Below are 19,414 nucleotides of genomic sequence, written 5' to 3' on the forward strand. Positions count from 1 at the left end.
TAGCCGCATGGCCCGATGGCCACCCCAATCCCCGCCAAAGCGGTCCTCGAATTTACACCTCGTCCGCGGACGCTACCAAAGTTGGAGCCTCCGAAAATCCCGGAGCGGTTCATATCGGCCTGGACCTGCCGCTTCGGGCCTTGGCGTGGGAGGACGCCGGCGGGAAAGTCTGGCTTACGATGCCGGATCCGGGAGCCTTCCGCAGCCGCTACGGTCTCGGAACAGCATGCGACGGCCCGATCCAGGCGATGCGCGCTAGCATCGAACGCCTGATAGACAAGGCGACGGAACCGTAGCTTTGACGATGACTGCCTAGCCTCGGTCGCAAGAAGGCACGGACAGAAGACGTGAACCAGGATGCAGCCCGCCGCAGGTAGCACAGGCGCAACCCCGACAGTCTCACGTCGGATGACATAAAGGGCGAAGGACACCGATGGCGGCGGATGGTCGAACCCTCAAGGTCGTGCACCGCGCTAGCGGAACCGTACTGGCGGAAGGTCCGACAGGCTGGGGTATGACCCGCTTCGACGGAGGCATCTACATCCGGCGACGTCATCTCGTCGGCGGGACTTTCTCCGTTGGCATCGTCCCTGGCCTGTGCGTCTACAAGGGCTTCTACCTGTCCCTCGACTACAAGCCCCCGGATGGCCCCGTCGAGCGCGCGCTCGGTTGGATCTACGTCGTGCCCAATCCCCTCCTGCCGTTCATCTGGTACCGGGTCGCCGTCCCGAAGGACCACCCGGCGCTGAATTGCATCGCCTGACCTGTAACGCCCAGCCTGTCCGATGCTTGCCAGCCCTTAGCGATGATACGACGGCGGGGCCCAGTCGTCCCGTTGAGACCGGAACGGCATCGACAGGGATCGGCCGATGCCCGTTTCGGCGGGATCGCGATAAGCAGGTACCCCGATGGCGATGGCGTCCTGATCGACGTCGAGGCGGAACGTGCCGTGCAGACGGTCCCAGAAGCTGAAGCCGCTCGACCAGTTCGAGTCGGTCTCGTCCTTGGCCGCGGAATGATGAATGCCATGCATCCGGGGTGTCGTCAGGACCCAGGCCAAGCGCCTCTCAAGGCCTTCCGGCAGGCGGAGGTTCGAGTGGTGGAAGAGGATCGAGAGGAAGAAGAAGCGCTGCCACAGGCGCAGGCCCCGGGGGGAAAGGCCGATCAGCGCGACCTGACCGGCCCGCCAGGGGGCCGAGACCACCATGTCGAGGGCATGGAACCGAAGCGCCGTGCTGGCGTCGAGGTCGAGGTCGACGTGATGGACGAGGTGCAGCCTCCACAGCAAAGGCACCTTATGGGTCAGGACGTGCCACAGGTAGAACGTGTAATCCATCAACAGAAGACCGGCGACGTCGCGTCCCCATTCCGGCAGCGGCAGGCGTCGGACGAGACCCCGGTTCCGTTCCTCGGCGATGCGCGCGAGCGGTCCGACCAGCGGTGTCTCGGCCGCCATGATGGCGAGGGCGCTGGCGGCACCCATGGCAAGGTTCACGAACTCACGGTCCGGGCCGGGCTGGGTCCGGCGCCTCAGCGGCCGGCGACGCTCGGCGACGACGATGGCCAGCGCGCCGATGGCCACGATGGCACCGGTGACGAGTTCGAGCCGGCCAAGGCGAAAGCCGGATTGGCGGTTCCTGTCGGGACGCATGGCAGTCGAATTGGTGCCGCCGATGTCAGGATCAACCGGGCCGGTCCGTGCGCCTCATCCGCTGTTCGGATAGACCTCGACCTATGACAGTCCCGCGCCTCGTCCTGTTCACGCGTTATCCCGAACCCGGAAAGGCGAAGACACGGCTGATCCCCGCGCTGGGACCGGACGGCGCGGCCGCCCTCCATCGTCGGCTCGCCGAGCGGACGGTGGCATCCATGCGCGCCACGGGCCTGCCCATGGAGATCCGTTCGACAGGAGCCGGCGAGGACGCGTTCCTGGAATGGCTGGGGCATGACCTGAACGTAGTCGACCAAGGCGACGGCGACCTCGGGACGCGCCTCGCACGCGCCGCGTCGGGGGCGCCGGCGATCCTGCTCGGGGCGGATACGCCCGCCCTGACCGTCGCCCATCTCGCTGCCTTGGCCCGAGCCCTGTCGTCGAGACCCGCCGCGGTCGGCCCGGCGGAGGATGGGGGCTACTGGGCACTCGGCATCGCGCAGCCCATGCCGTTCCTCTTCGAGGACATGCCTTGGAGCACCGACCGCGTCTGCACGATCACCCTGGCGCGCCTCACTGAGCGCGGCTTCGAGACGGCCATCCTCGATACGCTGTCCGACCTGGACCGGCCGGAGGATCTCGCGCAGTTTCCGGACCTCCTGGCATGAGCCTGCAAGACGTCGCCATCGTCGTTCCCATGCTCGACGAGGCCGCAACCCTGCCCCGGCTGCTGCGTCACCTCGCGGCCCTCGACCCGCCGCCGGCCGAGATCGTGGCGGTGGACGGCGGCAGTGTCGATGCGAGCGTCGAGATCGCGGCCGCCTCCGGTCTCGTGAAAGTTCTTCGGTGCCCGACGCGAGGCCGGGCAGCCCAGATCAATCACGGCGTCGAGGCGGTACAGTCGCCGCTCGTGTGTATCCTTCACGCCGACACGCTGCTGCCGGACGATGCGGTCTCGGTGGTCCGTCGAACGCTCGACGAGCCTGGACTCGCGCTGGCCAGCTTCACGCCGCTGCTCTCGGGCCCCGAGACCGTCCGTTGGGGCACCAGCCTGCACAACTGGTTGAAGACCTGGTACGCGCCGCTGCTGTTCCGGCCCCACCTGTTCCTGCGGGGCGGCCGCCTGCTCTTCGGCGACCACGCGATGTTCTTCCGCCGCGCCGACTTCCAGGCAGTAGGGGGATGCGACGAGAACCTCACCTTGATGGAGGATGCCGACCTATGCCTGCGCCTCGTCCGACGCGGGCGCATCCGGCTCGTCAACCGCATCGTCCTCACCTCGGATCGTCGTGTCGCCGCGTGGGGACCGATCAAGGCCAACTGGATCTATCTCAAGGTCGGCGTCCGTTGGGGCCTCGGGCTGCGTCGCGGTCTTGAGCGACATTATCCCGACGTCAGATGAGTTCCGGTTCGGGAACCAAGTAACCGGCGCGGAGCGCGTATGCGACCAGACGGCGCAGGAATCCCGGCCCGGTCGGTGGACAGGTTCGGCCGGAGAGCCGCATCAAGTTTTCCGCGACGAACCGCGGGTCGCGGCACAGGTAGCTCTCGAAGCGGGCGGTGACGCTGGAGTAAAGGTAGGCTTCCATCGGCGGCAGGGCTGCCACGTCGAAGCGGTCCGGGGCCACCAACCGGGGCACGCGAAAACCTGGATAGTCGTGGGAGACAAGGTCGGCCACCATCGTCGGCTCCCCGGACACGAGATGGAAGATCCGGCCCGCCGCGGCCTCGAACCGCTCCGCCACGTCCACGATCCCCCCGACGACGTGATCGACGGGCACGAGGTCGAGGGTCGCACCAGCCGTGGCCGGCAGGGTGCCTATGCGGCCTGATCCGATTAGCTTGAGGAAGGCGTAGATGTTCTCGAAGCGGCCCAGCGCTCCGTCTTCCGCACGGCCGACGACGATGGACGGCCGGACCGTCGCCACCGGAGCTCCGCTCGCCTGGGCCAAGCGCTCGCCCGCATCCTTGCTGGCCTCGTATCCGTTGGCGAATGCCGCTCCCTCGATCCGCGCCTCCGGGATCGGTCCGGATCGCTCGCCGCAGACGTAGGCCGTGCTGACGTGAACGAGGCCCGCGCCGCGTCCCTTGGCGAAGGCGGCAACATTCGCCGTGCCTTCTATGTTGACGGCCCGGTACTGCGCCTCGGACGCCGCGAAGTTGGTCAGCGCGGCGCAGTGGATGACGAGGTCGAGCCCATCGGGAAATTCCGTGTCGTCGAGGCCAAGGCCCGGAACACGCACGTCGCCGCGGACCCATGTGAACGCTCCGGGGACCGGCGAACCGCCGACCGCCCGGGCCGGCTCGAACACCGAGCCATCGGTGCGGACGAAGCCGCCGTTCCGATGGACGAGGCCTACGACCCCGTGCCCGCGCTCGGCGAGGACCCCGCACAGTTCGGCCCCCAGGAGGCCAGCGGCGCCGGTGACCAAGACGCGCAAGGCTGCCATCAGCAGCATGCCGTCGACGAAGGCCCGGATGCGTCGCCGCCGAAGGGCAGGTCGGTGCCGCAGCCGGCGAAAATGCCGAAGTGCCGGGTGAAATTCCCGAACAGGTCGAACTCCGGGGCGAACCGGGTCTCGGCCACCATCCGGTAGGTGTTCCCGCACACCGGCACGATGCGACCGGGCTCGAAGGCATGGTGCTTGTCGAGGTGGAACGGCACGGCCGAAGCTGGGGTGCCCCGGTAGCGCAAGGCCTGTCCGTAATCCTCGCACGCCATGTCGAGAGCCGCGAGCTTGAACAGTCGGTAAGTCGCCGAGAAGAACCGGGTACCAGCGACCTTCGCGGCGACCTCCGCGTCGCCGACGTTGAGGGGACGGTCCGTGACTAGACGGGGATCCACGAAGCCCGCGGCGCGGGCATGCGTCAGGAAGTCTCCCCAGTAGAGTGCCCCGGCGAGGCACTCCCCGTGAAGTACCGGGTCTTCCTTCCATGCGGAGGGAAGGCGCCGGTCGGCGTACACGTCGGAGAAGTACAGCTCTCCCCCTTCCTTGAGGAGGCGGTGCGCCGCCGAGAAGACGGCGGCCTTGTCCGTCACGAGGTTGATGACGCAGTTCGAGACGATCACGTCGAACGATGCGGGCTCAAGGTCGAGCTCGTCGAGCCGCGCGATGTCGCCCTCGACGAAATCGACGTTGGACGTCTCGTATCCTAAGGCGTCCCTGTGCCAGTCGCGATGCTGGCGTGCCACCGTGAGTTGCTCGGCGGTCGCGTCGATGCCCAAAACGGATCCGGAGGCCCCGACAAGTTGCGACAGGAGGTACACGTCCCGCCCCGATCCGCATCCGAGGTCGAGGATGCGGGCGCCCGCCACACGCTCGGGAACGACCAGGCCGCATCCGTAGTAGCGCGCGGACACATCCGGGTGGATGCGCGCCAGGGCCGAGCGAACCGCCGGCGACGGGGGCTCCAGCGTGCAGCAGGCGTCGGTCCGCAGGTCGGCCGATCCTTGCAGGACCCGACCGTAGTAGTGCTGGGTGTTTTCGAGGCTCATGCGGATCGCTCCTGTCGGTCGGGGGAGACCACGCCGCGTGGAGTGGGGTCAATCGCGCGGGCTGACGCAAGGAAGGATCGTGATGTCCTGGACGCACGACGTTGTGGTTGTCGGTGCCGGGGCGGCCGGCCTCACCGCCGCGGGAGGCTTGGCGCAGCTTGGCCTGCGAGTGGCCTTGATCGAGGCGAGAGCGATGGGGGGCGAATGCCTCAATACGGGCTGCGTTCCGTCCAAGGCCCTTCTCGCAATCGCGGCCCGGGCGCAGGCGGTCCGCGACATAGGACGCTTCGGTATCCGCGCGCAGGAGCCGCAAGTCGATTTTTCGGGCGTGATGGCGCAGGTGCGCGGCGTTATCGCCGAGATCGCCCCGCATGACGCGCAGGAGCGTTTCGAGGGCTGGGGCGCCGAGGTGATCCGAGCACATGCCCGCTTCACGGCTCCCCGAACGCTGCTGGTCGCCGGCCGGACCATCAGGGCACCGAGGATCGTGCTTGCGGTGGGGTCCCGCCCTGCCGTGCCGTCCATCCCGGGTCTCGATATCGTCCCCTTTTTGACGAACGAGACGCTGTTCTCCATCGATGCCCTTCCGGATCGCCTCGTCGTGCTGGGCGCCGGTTCGGTCGGCATGGAGATGGCGCAGGCATTCCATCGACTCGGGGCCGAAGTCGCGGTGATCGACCGGGGGCCACCCCTATCCCGGGACGAGCCTGAAGCCGCGGCGCTGGTGTCGGAGCGACTAAAGGCGGAAGGCATCGCGTTCCACCGGGCCGCCATCCGAGGCGTGTCGTCCGTCGGAGGCGGCGTCGCGGTCGATTTGGATGACGGCGACACCGTCGGGGGAAGCCATCTCCTGGTGGCGCTGGGGCGATCCGCGAACCTTCACGGGCTTGGCCTCGAAGAGGCGGGCGTGGATACGGACGGCGGAGGCATCGTCGTCGACGATCGATTGCAGACCAGCGCACCCGGCGTCTACGCCATCGGCGATTGCCGCGATGGACCTCGCCTGACCCACGCGGCCGGCTACGAGGGCGCGCGGATCGTCGCCGCCATCGGGTTCGGGCTGCGTGCCCGGGTCGACTACCGCGCCCTGCCGCGGGTCGCCTACACCAGCCCCGAACTCGCGCAGGTCGGGATGACGGAAGCGGAGGCAAGGGAGCGGGGCGGCCGTGTCACGGCGATGCGCGAACCCTTCGCCGACAACGACCGGGCCGTCGCCGAGGGAGCTTCTGTCGGCTTTCTCAAGGTCGTGCGACGGAATGGCCGGATCGTCGGCGCCTGCCTGGTGGGAGAGCGGGTGGGCGACCTGACGATGCCGTGGGTTCTCTCCATCGGCGGTGCCAAACCAACACCCTGGACGTTGTCGGGCATGATCCTGCCGTATCCGACCCGTTCCGAGATCACGAAGGCAGCCGCGTTCGCCATGTACGCACCGCGCCTGTTCTCACGACCGGCGCGCATATGGGCCGGCGTCCTCGCAGCGCTTCGGCGCCGGCTGGGCTGAGGCGGTCCCGATGGCTCCCGTTCCCCCGCCTGCCGGCCCCTCCTGCTCGCCGTTCCGTGACAGCCGGGCCCCGAGGCTCGCGCCGGGCAAGTTCCGGGATCGGGCCCAGACGTTGACTGGCGCGCCCCGCGCCAGCGTCGACTTCGCACGTCTGGAGACGCTCTGGTTCAACACCGGAACGCTGTGCAATCTCGCCTGCGCCAACTGCTACATCGAGAGCACCCCCCGCAACGACGCGCTGGTCTACCTGCGCGCGGCGGAGGTGGCCCGGTATCTCGACGAGATACGGTCGCTCGGGCTGCCGACGCGTCTGATTGGCTTCACCGGCGGCGAGCCATTCCTCAATCGCGAGCTACCGGCGATGCTCGATCTCGCGTTGGCGAACGAACATTCGGTGCTGGTGCTGACGAACGCCATGCGACCGATGCGACGCTTCGAGGCCGAATTGCTGACCCTGCGCGACAAGCACCAAGACCGCCTCGAACTCCGTGTCAGCCTCGACCACCACACCGCGTCCGTTCATGAGGCGGAGCGAGGGCCCGGGACCTGGGAGGTCGCGCTCTCCGGCTTGGGCTGGCTCGCTCGCGAAGGCTTCTCGTTCGCCGTCGCCGGTCGTCACCTGGCGGGTGAGACCGATGCCGAGGCGCGGCGTGGCTATGCCGCGCTCTTCGCCGGTCTCGGTATCAAGCTGGACGTGGACGACCCGACGCGACTGGTGCTGTTCCCCGAAATGGATGCGACCGCGGATGTCCCCGAGGTGACGGAGGCTTGCTGGGCCCTGGTCGGAAAGTCGCCCGACGCCATGATGTGCGCCACGAGCCGGATGGTCGTGCGGCGGCGCGGGGAGGCAAGCCCTTCCATCGTGGCGTGTACGCTGGTGCCGTACGACGAGGGCTTCGACCTGGGTCCAGACCTATCGGCGGCCCTGGGCTCGGTCGCCCTCAACCATCCGAACTGTTCGCGCTTCTGTGTGCTCGGCGGGGCGACGTGCGGCTAGGGCAACCGTACCGGCCACAGGTTCCATCAATGCTTTTCGCATTCCATTTGTCCGGTTGTTTGCGCGACATTTTACGATGATCCACGAGTTGGCCCACGAAATGATTTCGCTCAAGCAACATTTATTCAAGCCCACGGGAAACCTGAAGTCGGCCTACTCGCCAGTCCTAAGCGTCCCCATAGATCATCGCTTTTGCTCTTTGACGTCCGCTTCCGGAAATATTCCTGGCGGTGTTCAATGGCGAGGTTGGGTCGCTTGCTGCCACCCACTGGCTTGGCCCCCCGTCCCATAAGCTGCCCTTATGCGAATAGAGGTACTATCCCTAAGCACCTCCAATCCGCTGCGCAAGCTGGTAGCTACCAGCTATCACTTGGCGGCGCCGCTCTGCTCTAGCAGAACGACAGCGCGTTCGAAGGCCTCGCCGAGCCCCCAGCCATTTGTGTCCGCGACGCGGGTGAACGCCTCGATTGTCTCTGGTTTCAGTTTGAGGTTCAGCTGGGCCGTGCGACCTGTCCGGCGACGGCGCTGCTGCCGAGGCGTCATCGGCGCCTGCTCGATCCTGGCGGGCTCTCGGCTACGGAAGCCGGTCGCTTCGGCGGCCTGCCTCGTCACCTCGGGGGCAGGCTTGTCATCTCGGGGCTTTGGTTTGGCCCAGGCGGACGGATCAATGTTGTCGAGTTCGTCGCCGAAGCCGAGAGAAGCGCGTTCCTTACCGGCCATTACGCTGCAGTCCTCGCGCTCGCCGCCTTCAGCTTCGAGACCACCTCCCCTGCGAACTCGCGAGCGTTCTGGATGGCCTTTTCGAGGTTGCTCGTCTGCGTCGCGGCTAGGCCCGATAGTGTCCCGCCAAAATCGAACAGGTCCTTGAAGGCAGCCCGCTCCACGACAGCCGTTTCGAACATTTCGATGCCACCTGCTTGCAATTGCTCTTGCACGTTGCGCAGGGCGCGGGAGGTGACGGCCGCGCCGGTACGAGTGAGCAGGACAGCATGGGCGATCCGCCGCCGCGACAGCTTCTCAGAGTTGCGAATGAGGCGGATCGTCTTTGCCGCCCCTTTGGCATCCATGCTTGATCCCTGCGTAGGGATTACTACCAAGTCGGCCATGCCGATGGTATTGGCTACCAACAAGCTAGCCGTACCCTCTAAGTCTACGATGACGAAGGCCGCTTCGCGTTCGGCGCTATCGATAGCGTCCACGATGCTCTCTTCTGTCACGTCGCTGATGATTGTGACGTTCTCCGGCTTCCCAGGGAGTTTCGCCCATTGGCTGATCCAACGCTCCGGATCAGCGTCGATGATGGTGACAGAAGCACCCTTCACGGCCAGCTCGGTCGCCAGCAGCAGCGCGCTGGTCGATTTCCCGCAGCCGCCCTTCGGGTTGGCAAAGGCTATGACGGGCATGGTTCCTCCCGTTTCGGACGCTGCACTCACCAGATCATGCATAGCTTAACAGATAGCTAACGGATATCAAATGGTAGCTATTAGTAAGCTGGTAGCTAATAGCTGGCTTCCCTTTAGCTGTTGACTAGTATCAGCTACTAGATAGCTAACTGGTAGCAGTGAACCGCGCAACGTTAGCTCGATGCGCAGAAGGCGATGAGCGCCCTGCTCGGGACCGAGGAGTTGCCGGAGGCTGCGGAAATGCGGGCGATGATGCGATTGGCCTACAGCCTATCCCGCCAGGAGAGCGCTCGCGACCTGTAGCAGCACCGCGACGCCAGCGCAGAGGGCGGCCCACGCGCTGATCCGCGAATGATGCTCCATCTCGTCTCGCTGCGGGCGCGTGAGGGAGCCGTCCAGGCTGACGAGTATGACGCTCTGCGACGGCAGCTTGATCGCGGCCGACCAGAACTACAGCCCAGCAGCAGCTATGGCGCATAGACCGGACTCGACCACAGCAACGCCGGCTCACGTCATCGCGCTGAGGGAGCCCATCCTGTCCCTGACGTTGACTTAGCCGTGTGACCCGGCCGACATGCCATGTCCGGCTGGCGCGCACCTCATGCGAGTCGCCGGCACAACCCGGAGCACCGACCGCCGCAGTAGGACCCTGAAAAGCCAACAGCCCCGACCCGGCAAGGTCGAGGCTGTCGAAATCGAAGCGGCTGTGAGGCCTGTTGCGCCCCTCACAAGCCATGAAGCGCCCTCGGGCGTCAAGTCAGAACCCCGGTTCTGGCAGCGATACCGGCTTGTCTTGAACGGAGCGCATCACCTGCGCCGCCGAACGTCCCCCTGTGGCCCTGTAGAAAGGGCCGAGACACGTGTTTGCAGACGAGATCCGCCGCGCGATCGAGGCGGCCGACCGAATCACCCTTCCATCCGTGACTGCGCTGCTGTGGCGTGCTTACGGGGAAGGGAGGGTCACGGAGGCCGAGGCCGAGGTGCTGTCTAGCCTGATCGAGGCACGCACTGAGGCGCTGGCTGCCCGGCGGGTTTCCCTAGCAGCGCCAGCAGCCTCTAATCGAGGCGATAGCCAGCCCGCTCGGGATACCGCTACGTCTACCAGAAGGACCGTCGGCTCGCGCCCACGCACGGATGCCTCGATGGAGCGCCGTCGCCGCTGGGCCGCATCGGGACGGCTTCCGCCGGGGCTCGCGGCTCGATTCACGCTAGCCGAGCAGGCGGTCCTCTCCCTTGTGGCGGCCGAGACTGTGCGGCGGAAGGATTGCCGCCTTGCCGTTGGGAACCTCGCGGCCGTCGTCGGCGTGGCCGAGACCACGGTGCGCAACGCTATCCGCGAGGCCGTGAAGCTGGGTCTCGTGACCGTCGAGGAGCGGCGGGTGACCGGCTTCCGCAACGACACGAACATCGTGCGCATCGTCGCGGCCGAATGGACGGCCTGGCTGCGTCTCGCCAAAGGACGCCGCGAGGGCGCGATCACACCCCCGCCTTGGGAGGCGGCGCGCGCGGACGGTAGCGTTGACCAGGGGGGAGGGTGCAAAACAGCGAAGGGCACGCCTACTGGAAGTTCTAGTCCTGTCAATTCTGTGGATCGGAACCGTGGCAGAGCTGCCGGTAGGCAGGGTCGCAGGCAAGCCGGAGCCACCTCAGGCTGACGCTGCGATTCGCGGAAGCGCCCCGCCGCGGCGGGCTGAGGCCATGCACCCCCGACATGCGATGTTGCTCGCACGTTCGCTCTGCCGAACGGGCAGGCGAGAGGGATGACTGTCCAATGCGGATGGGCCCCCACCGGAGTGGGACGCATCCGCCACACTCCGCTGGGGGCCCATCCCTCGGCATCCAGGCCGGTCGTCCGCCCGACCTAAACCGACGCGCGAATCGTGATGTGCACGACCGATTCGCGCCTGGGCGGCATCTAAAGCGCGGTTTTGGGCCGGTTTGAGCGGTGCGAAGTGCAGCTGAAGAGCTGCACCAAGAAAAAAGGATCCGGCCGGATCTCTTGGCGCTCACTCGTAGCGGCGTCCGGTCGTTGCCAGGGCAGTTCCGGGAGCCCTGGTATTCTATCTGCCGAGTGCTTGGCTTGTCGGGCCCCGCGGCCATCCGGCCCCGGGTTCACCGAGGCCCGACATGATCACCTCACCCATCCTGCGGTCCGACCTCCGGACCAGCGTTGCCCGCCTCCAGGCCCTGGAGGCCCCGCCCACCCCGAAGACGTTCGCGGCCTACTCCGCGGCCGTGACCGCGTTCTCCGCGCTGGAGAGCGCCTTCATCCCCGTCGGCCAGACCGACACGCGCCTCCGGGAGGAGGTCCGCACGCTGCTCAAGGCGCCCCCGGTCGCCCCGGTCGCCGAGGAGCTGCAGCGCGCCATCGAGCGTCGGGTCGGCGAGAGCCAAGGCGAACCCAAACCCGAGGGATGGATGTTCCTCGATGTCCTGGAGGACATCGACATCGCCACGGATGACGGTAGCCTCGCGGCGCTCTCGCTCCGCCGGCTGCGCGTCACGGCCTACTGCGCGCTGATCGCCTACGGACCGGCCGGGACCACCCTCCCGGGCAAGCCGGACCCGCTCGTGATCGACGTGGAGAAGGTGCCGGGCCCCGCCCCGCGCATCCGCTGGCGCGACGCCAGCGAGGATGACGACGCGGATGTGCCGGTCGTCACCCTGAGCGTCGGCGCCTGACGGTGGGCGGGGTGGGAGCTTGCGTTCCGGCCCTGCGCGTATCCGGTGCCGCGGCCTCACCGCCGCGGCACCTGCTCGCTTGGTCGCTGTCGGCCTGCGGGCGGCCTAGTGCTGGTCCCGGTCCGCGCGCCATCGAGCGCCCGGCTGAGAGTTCGGCCGAGCCCGGCCATCCTGGCGGTGACCTGGGCGAGGAGCTCGGCCCTGGCCGCAAACCGGGCCGCGAGGGGTTCCAGGGCCAGCACCAGCCGGCGATGGCGGCCGAGCCCGGGCAGGGCGGTCGGCGCCAGCCCCCGCGCGGTCCTGGCCTCCATGCGGGCGAGGCCCCGGCGGAACCCGTCCTCGGCGGCGCGCCGGGCGCTGGCTGCGCGGTCGAGGAGGTCGAGCGCCCCCTCGCTTCCGGGCTGGCGGGCGAAGTTCGCGGCGGCGTGCGACCAGAGATCGGCGGCGCGGATCGGCCGGGCGTCGCCGAGGCTCCTGCCCGCGGCCACGGCGCGCCGCTCCGCGCCCTCCCCGAGGACCAGCCAGGAGGTCGCCCGGTGGCGGCTCATTGCCACGTAGAAAGCGCCGGCATCGACCCCCTGCGAGCCAAACGGCATCGCCACCAAACATTCCTCGTACGAGGCACCCTGGGCGGCCGCTACCGTCAGGCAATCTCCGGGTGCGACGCGGATGCGGCCAGTCTCGCGGTCGCGCAGCGCGCTCCACGGGACGAGCCCCTCGCGCCCTCTCGCCGAGCGCAGGACGAGACCACCGGCACCGATGCCACGAACCTCGACAACCGAACCGTTCACCCCGAGGAGGCCCGCCCCGGCACCGCGCGCGTGTGTCCGGCCGAAGAGACGCAGGCGGTCCCCGACGGCGACCGGCAGCTCGTAGAGGTCGCCGGCCTGGTCGGTCGCGTCGAGCATGGCGGCGTCGGCCCCGATGCGACCCATGGCCTGCTTGCGCCGACGGATGGCGAGGCTGACCAGGCGACACGCTTCACGGGTCGGGGCGACGACGAGCACCGCGTCCTCACCGCTTGCGGCAACCCGTTCCTGCCAGAGCTCCGCGACGGCCTCGGCGGCCTCGGTTCGGGTGCCGGCCGCGAGCCGCGCCCTGCCCTGGTCCCGCAGCGCGTCGAGGACATCGCCCGCCCGGCCGGCCCGGGCGAGGCCGGCGAGCTCGCGCTCCTGGGCTGTGCGCTGGCGCACCGTCGTGTTCACCTCTGCCACCGCTTCCCCGGTCGCGCGCGCGAGCAGACCCGCCACGCCCCCAGCCTGCACACTGCGGATCTGCCTCGGGTCGCCGACGGCGATGAGCGTACATGCGGCCGTCTCGCGCAGCTCCAGGATGGCGAGTGCGTCTTTGGCCGAGGTGAGGCTCACCTCGTCGACGACGATCACCGCCCCCGGGTCGAGCTGCAGCGTTCCAGCGCGTGCCCGGGCGAGGAGGGCGGCGATGGCGAGGCATTGCCTCTCCGGGATCCCGGCATCGGCGAGCGCGTGTGCCTGCCGCCAAGCGACGGCCGCGCCGTAGACCGTGCGGCCCTGGGCACTCCAAGCCCGGACGAGGCCCGACAGCAGGGCGCTCTTACCGGCGCCGGCGGCACCGAGGGCCAGCCCGACCTTCCCACCGGTTCCGAGCGCGACCATGGCGCGATACTGGGCTTCGCCGTGCGCGCCGGAGAGGTCGAGGCCCGAGGCCGCAGCTCCAGCGTCTACCTCCGCGACGGTGAGGGCCGTGGAACGGTTGGACGCGGCGGCGCGGGCGAGCGCGACGAGGCGGGTCTCGCGATCGACATGCGCATCCGTGGTGAGGCGCACCGCGGTCTCGCCGCGCGAGCCTCGCACCTCTCGCGCGATCACCGCGGTGTGGACGCCGCCCTCCTCGATGCCTCCGGCGAGGAGGGCCCGCGTCACGTCTTCGATCTCCGCCGCATCCCCGATGCCGGAGGCCACGAGACCGCGCGCCGCCGCGATCCGGGCTGCGCTCTCGTCGAGCACCGCCTCGCCGTGGAAGGCCTTCGCGAGGAGGGGCGCGGCCGCGGCGCGGGCGATCCGCACCCGTTCGGCGCGGTCCGGAAGGGCAATGGGCGTGTCCAGATTGGACAGCGGCCCCGGCTGCCAGCCGAGGGCCGCGGCCTCGCGACGCCAAGCACCGAGGTCCCCGCAATCGTCGGTCTTGGCCGCGCGCGGATCGCCCTGAACACCGCGCTTGAGCAGGCCGATGCGCCGGCCGGCATCGAGGCTGTCCCAGTCGAGGCCCTGGCTGCGAGCAAAGGCCCGGGCCGCGGCCTCGCCCTGGGCGGTGCGGCGGCTAAAGGCTGCCCGGACCCGTTCGGGCACGGCGACGATGCGGGCCGCCCCCGTCTCCGGGTCGAGTCTCGTGTCGATGCCGAGACGGCGCAGGCCGGTGGCGATGTGGCTCTGGAACAGGGCGCCGAGCTCGTGGATGGCTACCTTCCCGCCACCGCCGGAGCCCAGCTGCCCGAGGTCGACCGAACCAACGTGTCCCGACCCCGTGAGCACGTGGGACAGTACACAAACATGGGTATGCAGTTGTGGAGTGCCCGCAACGCGTACCGTTGCAAGGTGGGTGTAGCTTTCACCCGTATCCGGGTCTGTATCCGCGACTTCGGTGGTGGGTCTCGACGTGAAATGGTCGAAGGCGATCCAGGCGAGCTTGCCCGGCTCGTAGCCGCCGCGACCACCCTTACCGCGCCGGGCGCGACCGAGCTTGGCCTCGATAGTGTGCATCGTGGCGGCCACGGCGTCACGGTGAACGGCGTGCAGCAGGGCGCGTTCCGCCTCCGTGCTAGCGAGGGCCCAAGCCAGCGAGACCGTTTTATCGGCGGACAGGCAAAAATCCGCGAAGCAAACCGGAGCGCGCGAGGCCGTCAGGCCGTCGAGATAGGTGGTGGGGCGCAGAGGCCCGCCATCGGCTCGCCTGCCCGCAGCCACAGCCTCCGCGACCCTCTCGGCCGGCATGGCTTGGTCCGCGCCGAGCAGGCGAAGGAGGCGGCCGCACAGCTTTGCGGCACGCTCCGCCGGCAGGGGCGCGCCTGTTCCAGCGTGCCGGCCGGCAAGGACCTCGGTCACCTCTTGAGAGGTCGGCAGACGATCGTGCGCGAGCCCGGTCTCGGCTGCCAGGGAGAGGGTCGGACGCTGCTGCCTGCGCCCCGGTACCGCGGTGCCGTCGGCGCGCTTGCCGGCCAGCAAGTGCGCGATCGCGTCGGCGTCCGGGATGCTCCGGGAGTCGAGACCCAGCAGGGCGGCGAGCCGGGGGTCGAGATCTTCGCGGACGCGTGGCACCGTGACGGCGAAGGCCCCGGGACCCGGGTTCCCGGCGAGACCGGGTGTGCGGGCGTAGTACGCGGCGACCTGCGCCAGCTCGGGGGGAAGGGTGGCCTCAAGGAGATGGGCAGCCATGGCCCGGGCGCCGCTCAGGCCACTTGCGCTGCCGACACGATACGTCAGCACCCGCGCCTCCTACCAGCCCGCGCGGACGGCGGCCGTTACGGCGTCGGGGATCGCGCTGAGGCCCTCCCGCATGCCGACGAGCGTCTCGCCCTGGGTGTCGAGACTATCCGCGATCCGGGCCAGCGCCTCCGCGAGTCCGTCATCACCGCCCTGCTCGCCGAGGCTGGTCACGGCCGCGAGGAGCGCATCGAGGAGCGCGGTCTGCGCCTGCTGGCCGGCGAGCATCTGGCCGATCGCGGCACCCAGCGCGGCGACCCCGGTCCGCAGGTCCGCGACCTCCGCCAGTACCGTCCCAAGGCTGCCACCCTCCGCCACCGCATCGTTTCCCTACTGCCGGCCGCGGCACCTGTGCCGGGCAACGATTCGCATTGTACCCCCGCGCCGCACCCGCTGCCCTCACCTTGGGTGCCTTGGTCTGTAGGGACCCTGAGAACCTCAGCGCGTCCCGGTCGTCCCCGCGTCGAGCGTTTTTCGTGCCCCGCTGCCACCCTCCTTCACCAGCCGGAGAGGAGGGCCTGATGCCGCGTCACGGCCGAGGAATCGCCGCCGCTTTCGCCCGCGCTCGTGCGGGGGACCGGAGGCTCGCGCCTTGGATGGCGCGCCACCACGACGAACTGCTGCGCGAGCTCGGGGCCGGCCGGGTGGAGTGGACGCCTGCACTCGTCGTCTTCGACAAGCTCTGCCTCACGGACGAGTACGGTCGCCCCCTGACCCGGGACACCGCCTCGCGGACGTGGAGGCGGGTTCGAGCCGCCGTGGCGGCCGCCCGGCAGGCGGAGGCACGCGAGGCCGCTCGTCCCGGCGAGCTGGTCCGGGGCGTGCGCCTGGTTGCGGCGCCGGCCCCGCACGCTGTCCGCCCGACGCCTTCCCCGCCTACGGCGTCGGCGATGGCCCCTCCCGCCGGCACGGTCGAGGAGGCGACTGAGCGCATCCAGTCCGTCCTCGCCGCGATGGGGGCCGCCCGCGTGCCCCTCCCGCCTCAACCATCCCGCATCACGCCGGCCGCGGACGCTCGCCCGGCTCTCGATAGGACCCGTAGATGACCCGCCCCAAGCGCGCCTTCCCCGACGACACGCCGCCCATCCTCGCGCCCGACCTCGCCAAGCGCCGCCCGAAGTTGGTCCTGCCCATGGGACGGGGCTCGCGTGGCAAGACCATGCTGTGCCGCTGGATGATCGAGCGGGCGCTCGATGCCGGGCGCGTGCCGGTCGTGGCCGACGGCGACAGGACCAACCAGTCCCTGGCCCGGTCCTTCTCCGGCGTGCTCAGCCCGCCGTCGGCTGATGATGCCGACGTGCGCGCATGGATCGCCGGTCTGGTCGAGGCTCTGCTCACCGAGCGCCGCGACACCGTTCTGGACCTGGGCGGCGGAGACCTCGTGCTGAAGGGGTTGGCCCGCGAGATGGACCTCCTGCCCTGGCTGACCGAACTCGGCGTCGATCTCGTGGCCGTCCACCTCATCGGGCCCGCCTCGGACGACATGGCCTTCTTGCAATCCGTAGAGGAGGGATCGCTCCTGGCGGCTCCCGCGACGATCCTGGTGCTGAACGAAGGGATGGTCCCGCCGGGCAGGTCCCCGCACGCGGCCTTCTCGGCAACCGTTCAGGCGCACCCGATCCTCACGGCAACCGTCATCCGCGGCGCGCGCGTCGTCTCGATGCCGAGGCTCGAACCGGCCTCCGAGGTGGAGGAGCGCGGCATGACGTTCGTGGCCGCCTCCGAGAACCAGGTGCCGGGCGGGCAGCCGCCGCTCGGGCCATGGCGTGCCCAGCAGGTTGCGATCTGGCGGCGGCGGATGGCGGAGGCCTTCGCGTCGGTCGAGGAGTGGCTGCCGTGAGCCGGCCGGTCGAGCCTGTGGGGGCGAGCGCCCCCATCCTCGCGGAAGCGGTCCGCATGGGCCGGGCAGTGCGCGATGCCGCTATTGCGGGCGGGCTACAGCACGGCGATCCGATGGCTCCGCTCGTCGAGGCGCTGGCCCGCGCCACGATGTACGTGGGCCAGCAGCGCGCCGCCCTCGCCGCGACGGCGGAGCACGTCGCAGAGCGCCTAAACGACATCCTGCAAGGCGGGCGGGAGACGGCGGAGGCCGAGACCGCGCGCTTCAGGGCTGAGTGCGAGGCGACCGAGGCCGAGACGATCCGCAGCCTCTCCGCGATCCTGGCCGATACGGCGGAACGCGCCCTGACCGACCGCGTACGCGCTCTGGACCGGCGCACGGCCGTCCTCGTAGGGCTTGCGGTCGTCGGTGCCGTGACGCTCGGCGCGGCAGGCGGCTGGTGGGCCGGCGATCGATCCGGCCGGGCCAGCGTAGCGGCGACCAAGGACAGCGTGCGCGCGGCGTTCCGTGAAGGGCCAGCGGCGGCAAGCCTTTGGGTCGACTTGATGCGCTGGAACGATCCGAGGGCCGCGCTGTCGGTGTGCCGGGAGCCGGCGGAGATCTTGGTGCAGGGCGGCCGGCGGGCTTGCCGGGTGCCTTTGTGGGTCGAGCGACCACCTGCCGTCGTTCGTCCATAACCAGCCGGCTATCGCCGGTACCCAGAGATCCTGGTCCCCACGAGAAGCGGGGCCGGGCCCACACACCATGCTCAACCGCAGACGGTGTAGTGGCGTCGACAGCAGTCCGGCAGACTGCCATACATCCAAAAAATTGTGAGACGCCCGCGATGCAAGAGACGAAAGACAACCAGATCGCTGAAGACGTCGGCCAAGCAGGAGCGGCTGCGGAGGTGGAAGGCGGACAAGAAGCTGAAGCTGTGCAGAATGAAGAGGCGTCTAGCGCTGGCTGGTTTACAGATGACGGCGGAGAGGATGTCGATAGCAGCTTCAAGGAATATGATATAACGGCATCGCCGAACGATTTTAATCTAACTACGATTGTTAATTTTATCGATGCTGGACCATTCAAGGTACCTGGTTTTCAGAGAAACTATGTTTGGGACATAAAGAAGGCTTCAAAACTGATTGAATCGATAATGATAGGCCTGCCGGTGCCGCAGGTATTTTTGTATGAAGATGGAAAGAACTCATTTCTTGTCATAGATGGGCAGCAAAGGCTCATGTCCATCTACTACTTTGCAAAGAAGCGCTTCCCCCGCCGCGAAAAGAGGCCAGAGATTAGGCGTATCGTGGCCGAGAAAGGTTTGCTGCCAGCAGAGGTATTGAATGATGATAAGTATTTTACGAATTTCAATTTGGCACTTACTGGGCATGGAGGGCAGAAGTCAAAATATCACGGCAAGAATTATGAGACACTAGGTGACGACAAGACGACATTCGATTTAAGAACAATTCGAAATGTTATTATCAAGCAGAATAGCCCGGAAGAAGACCGTGATAGTTCTGTGTTCGAGATTTTCAATAGATTGAATACAGGTGGCGTAAATCTCAAGCCCCAAGAAATACGGGCGAGCATGTATCATTCTGATCTTATGACGCTGCTCGATAAAATTAATTTAAATAAGACTTGGAGAGATTTGATCGGCCAGCCAGAGCCTGATCTGCACGCAAAGGATACAGAAGTACTGTTGCGAGTTCTTGCTATGGTCGTTGAAGGAGAAGAGTACACGGAGCCACTTGGCAGGTTTCTGAACAATTTTGCGCGCAAAGGTAAGCGCCTTGATCAGAATAAATTGGCCTATGTCGAGGCTCTGTTCAAATCATTCTTTGAGGAAATTTCTAAGATTAATTCGCAAGCCTTTCGTGTAGAGAGGAGTGGTAGATTTAGTATTGCGATATTTGAGGCCGTTTTCAGGGCGGTCTGCACAGACGCCTTCCGGAGCGAGAATGTTGAGGTTTGGAAGATCGATGAAGAGAAATTAAACAAGCTAAAGACAGATCAAAAGTTTGTCGATGCCACTAAAGAGGGTATTGGAAGAGCCGCCCATGTCCAAGAAAGGTTCGAGCGCGCTCGCGCTATTCTAGCGGAGTGAACAGTCACATGGACGGCAAAGAAATTGATGACTTTTATGAGACGCATCAAGCGCTCTATGCATTTCTAATTGAGAAAGGGGAGCCATCCTTTGCGAATGAGGCCAGCAATAATTTTCGTAGGTCGCTAGTTCTGGCAATTGCCAATTATTTCGAAGTACTTGTTACGTCAATAGTGAAAGACGTTCCCCGTGTGCACGGTAATGCGCATCCATTCTTGGGGTCGGTACACAGAACGGACCCAGATATACGCTAAGGTTTTGCCGTGCCTTCGACGGCGCGCATCTGGCGAAGCG

The 19,414-nt window shown here is 67.3% G+C and carries 18 protein-coding genes and 1 pseudogene; 12 read left to right on the forward strand and 7 right to left on the reverse strand.

The window, feature by feature from the left end; all coding sequences use genetic code 11:
* Positions 1 to 113: 113 nt before the first annotated feature.
* Positions 114 to 296: pseudogene (locus K2Y56_RS26630) on the forward strand (DUF302 domain-containing protein); the annotation flags it as partial.
* A 218-nt stretch (positions 297 to 514) separates the two neighbouring features.
* Positions 515 to 763 (forward strand): hypothetical protein, encoded by a 249-nt coding sequence (locus tag K2Y56_RS24950; RefSeq protein WP_292514405.1) that lies wholly within the window; start codon positions 515 to 517, stop codon positions 761 to 763.
* A gap of 36 nt (positions 764 to 799) precedes the next feature.
* On the opposite strand, the gene K2Y56_RS24955 is transcribed toward K2Y56_RS24950, so the two are convergent.
* Positions 800 to 1,651 (reverse strand): sterol desaturase family protein, encoded by an 852-nt coding sequence (locus K2Y56_RS24955; protein WP_292514407.1) that lies wholly within the window; start codon positions 1,649 to 1,651, stop codon positions 800 to 802.
* Positions 1,652 to 1,734: 83 nt separating this feature from the next.
* Here K2Y56_RS24955 and K2Y56_RS24960 point away from each other — a divergent pair, with 83 nt between their 5' ends.
* A complete protein-coding gene (locus K2Y56_RS24960) occupies positions 1,735 to 2,319 on the forward strand; it encodes a TIGR04282 family arsenosugar biosynthesis glycosyltransferase (RefSeq protein ID WP_292514410.1) in 585 nt (194 codons plus the stop codon).
* Positions 2,316 to 3,053, forward strand: a complete 738-nt coding sequence (locus tag K2Y56_RS24965) for a glycosyltransferase (RefSeq protein ID WP_292514412.1) — start codon at positions 2,316 to 2,318, stop codon at positions 3,051 to 3,053. Before K2Y56_RS24960 ends, K2Y56_RS24965 begins: the two co-directional genes overlap by 4 nt.
* Here the strand turns inward: K2Y56_RS24965 and K2Y56_RS24970 are convergent.
* Both K2Y56_RS24970 and K2Y56_RS24975 read right to left on the reverse strand, forming a co-directional pair.
* Positions 3,046 to 4,101 (reverse strand): SDR family oxidoreductase, encoded by a 1,056-nt coding sequence (locus K2Y56_RS24970; protein ID WP_292514416.1) that lies wholly within the window; start codon positions 4,099 to 4,101, stop codon positions 3,046 to 3,048. The genes K2Y56_RS24965 and K2Y56_RS24970 overlap by 8 nt on opposite strands.
* Positions 4,101 to 5,147 carry a methyltransferase domain-containing protein gene (locus tag K2Y56_RS24975; RefSeq protein WP_292514418.1) on the reverse strand — a complete coding sequence of 349 codons (1,047 nt, stop codon included), beginning with the start codon at positions 5,145 to 5,147 and terminating at the stop codon, positions 4,101 to 4,103. Before K2Y56_RS24975 ends, K2Y56_RS24970 begins: the two co-directional genes overlap by 1 nt.
* Positions 5,148 to 5,229: 82 nt before the next feature.
* Here K2Y56_RS24975 and K2Y56_RS24980 point away from each other — a divergent pair, with 82 nt between their 5' ends.
* Positions 5,230 to 6,648, forward strand: a complete 1,419-nt coding sequence (locus K2Y56_RS24980; protein WP_292514421.1) for an FAD-dependent oxidoreductase — start codon at positions 5,230 to 5,232, stop codon at positions 6,646 to 6,648.
* A gap of 10 nt (positions 6,649 to 6,658) precedes the next feature.
* Positions 6,659 to 7,645 (forward strand): radical SAM protein, encoded by a 987-nt coding sequence (locus K2Y56_RS24985; protein WP_292514424.1) that lies wholly within the window; start codon positions 6,659 to 6,661, stop codon positions 7,643 to 7,645.
* Between the two features lie 366 nt (positions 7,646 to 8,011).
* Here the strand turns inward: K2Y56_RS24985 and K2Y56_RS24990 are convergent, their stop codons facing one another.
* Complete coding sequence (locus K2Y56_RS24990) at positions 8,012 to 8,365, reverse strand: stability/partitioning determinant (protein ID WP_292514426.1); 354 nt, start codon at positions 8,363 to 8,365, stop codon at positions 8,012 to 8,014.
* Entirely contained in the window at positions 8,365 to 9,048 is a 684-nt protein-coding gene (locus tag K2Y56_RS24995) for a ParA family protein (RefSeq protein ID WP_292514428.1), read from the reverse strand. The genes K2Y56_RS24990 and K2Y56_RS24995 overlap by 1 nt, the downstream gene beginning before the upstream one ends.
* An 860-nt stretch (positions 9,049 to 9,908) precedes the next feature.
* Between K2Y56_RS24995 and K2Y56_RS25000 the strand changes: the two genes are divergently transcribed.
* Together K2Y56_RS25000 and K2Y56_RS25005 are read left to right on the forward strand one after the other, a co-directional pair.
* On the forward strand, positions 9,909 to 10,703 hold the full coding sequence (locus tag K2Y56_RS25000; RefSeq protein WP_292514431.1) for a helix-turn-helix domain-containing protein: 795 nt from the start codon (positions 9,909 to 9,911) through the stop codon (positions 10,701 to 10,703).
* Between the two features lie 472 nt (positions 10,704 to 11,175).
* Entirely contained in the window at positions 11,176 to 11,730 is a 555-nt protein-coding gene (locus K2Y56_RS25005; protein ID WP_292514434.1) for a hypothetical protein, read from the forward strand.
* 56 nt (positions 11,731 to 11,786) lie between these two features.
* Here the strand turns inward: K2Y56_RS25005 and mobF are convergent, their stop codons facing one another.
* Positions 11,787 to 15,191 (reverse strand): MobF family relaxase, encoded by a 3,405-nt coding sequence (gene mobF, locus K2Y56_RS25010; protein WP_292514437.1) that lies wholly within the window; start codon positions 15,189 to 15,191, stop codon positions 11,787 to 11,789.
* A 9-nt stretch (positions 15,192 to 15,200) separates the two neighbouring features.
* The gene (locus tag K2Y56_RS25015) at positions 15,201 to 15,506 is read right to left on the reverse strand and encodes a hypothetical protein (protein WP_292514440.1); all 306 of its coding nucleotides are present in this window, start codon (positions 15,504 to 15,506) and stop codon (positions 15,201 to 15,203) included.
* A gap of 203 nt (positions 15,507 to 15,709) precedes the next feature.
* Between K2Y56_RS25015 and K2Y56_RS25020 the strand changes: the two genes are divergently transcribed.
* The 4 genes from K2Y56_RS25020 (at position 15,710) to K2Y56_RS25035 (ending at position 19,120) form a co-directional block, all read left to right on the forward strand.
* A complete protein-coding gene (locus K2Y56_RS25020; protein WP_292514442.1) occupies positions 15,710 to 16,234 on the forward strand; it encodes a hypothetical protein in 525 nt (174 codons plus the stop codon).
* Positions 16,231 to 17,028: a hypothetical protein gene (locus tag K2Y56_RS25025; protein ID WP_292514445.1), complete on the forward strand. Its 798-nt coding sequence runs from the start codon at positions 16,231 to 16,233 to the stop codon at positions 17,026 to 17,028. The genes K2Y56_RS25020 and K2Y56_RS25025 overlap by 4 nt, the downstream gene beginning before the upstream one ends.
* The gene (locus tag K2Y56_RS25030; protein WP_292514448.1) at positions 17,025 to 17,705 is read left to right on the forward strand and encodes a hypothetical protein; all 681 of its coding nucleotides are present in this window, start codon (positions 17,025 to 17,027) and stop codon (positions 17,703 to 17,705) included. Before K2Y56_RS25025 ends, K2Y56_RS25030 begins: the two co-directional genes overlap by 4 nt.
* A gap of 149 nt (positions 17,706 to 17,854) precedes the next feature.
* The gene (locus tag K2Y56_RS25035; RefSeq protein ID WP_292514451.1) at positions 17,855 to 19,120 is read left to right on the forward strand and encodes a DUF262 domain-containing protein; all 1,266 of its coding nucleotides are present in this window, start codon (positions 17,855 to 17,857) and stop codon (positions 19,118 to 19,120) included.
* The last annotated feature ends 294 nt before the right edge of the window (positions 19,121 to 19,414 follow it).

Origin of the sequence: Methylobacterium sp. (genome assembly GCF_019745455.1) — a bacterium.
Taxonomy (GTDB): domain Bacteria; phylum Pseudomonadota; class Alphaproteobacteria; order Rhizobiales; family Beijerinckiaceae; genus Methylobacterium.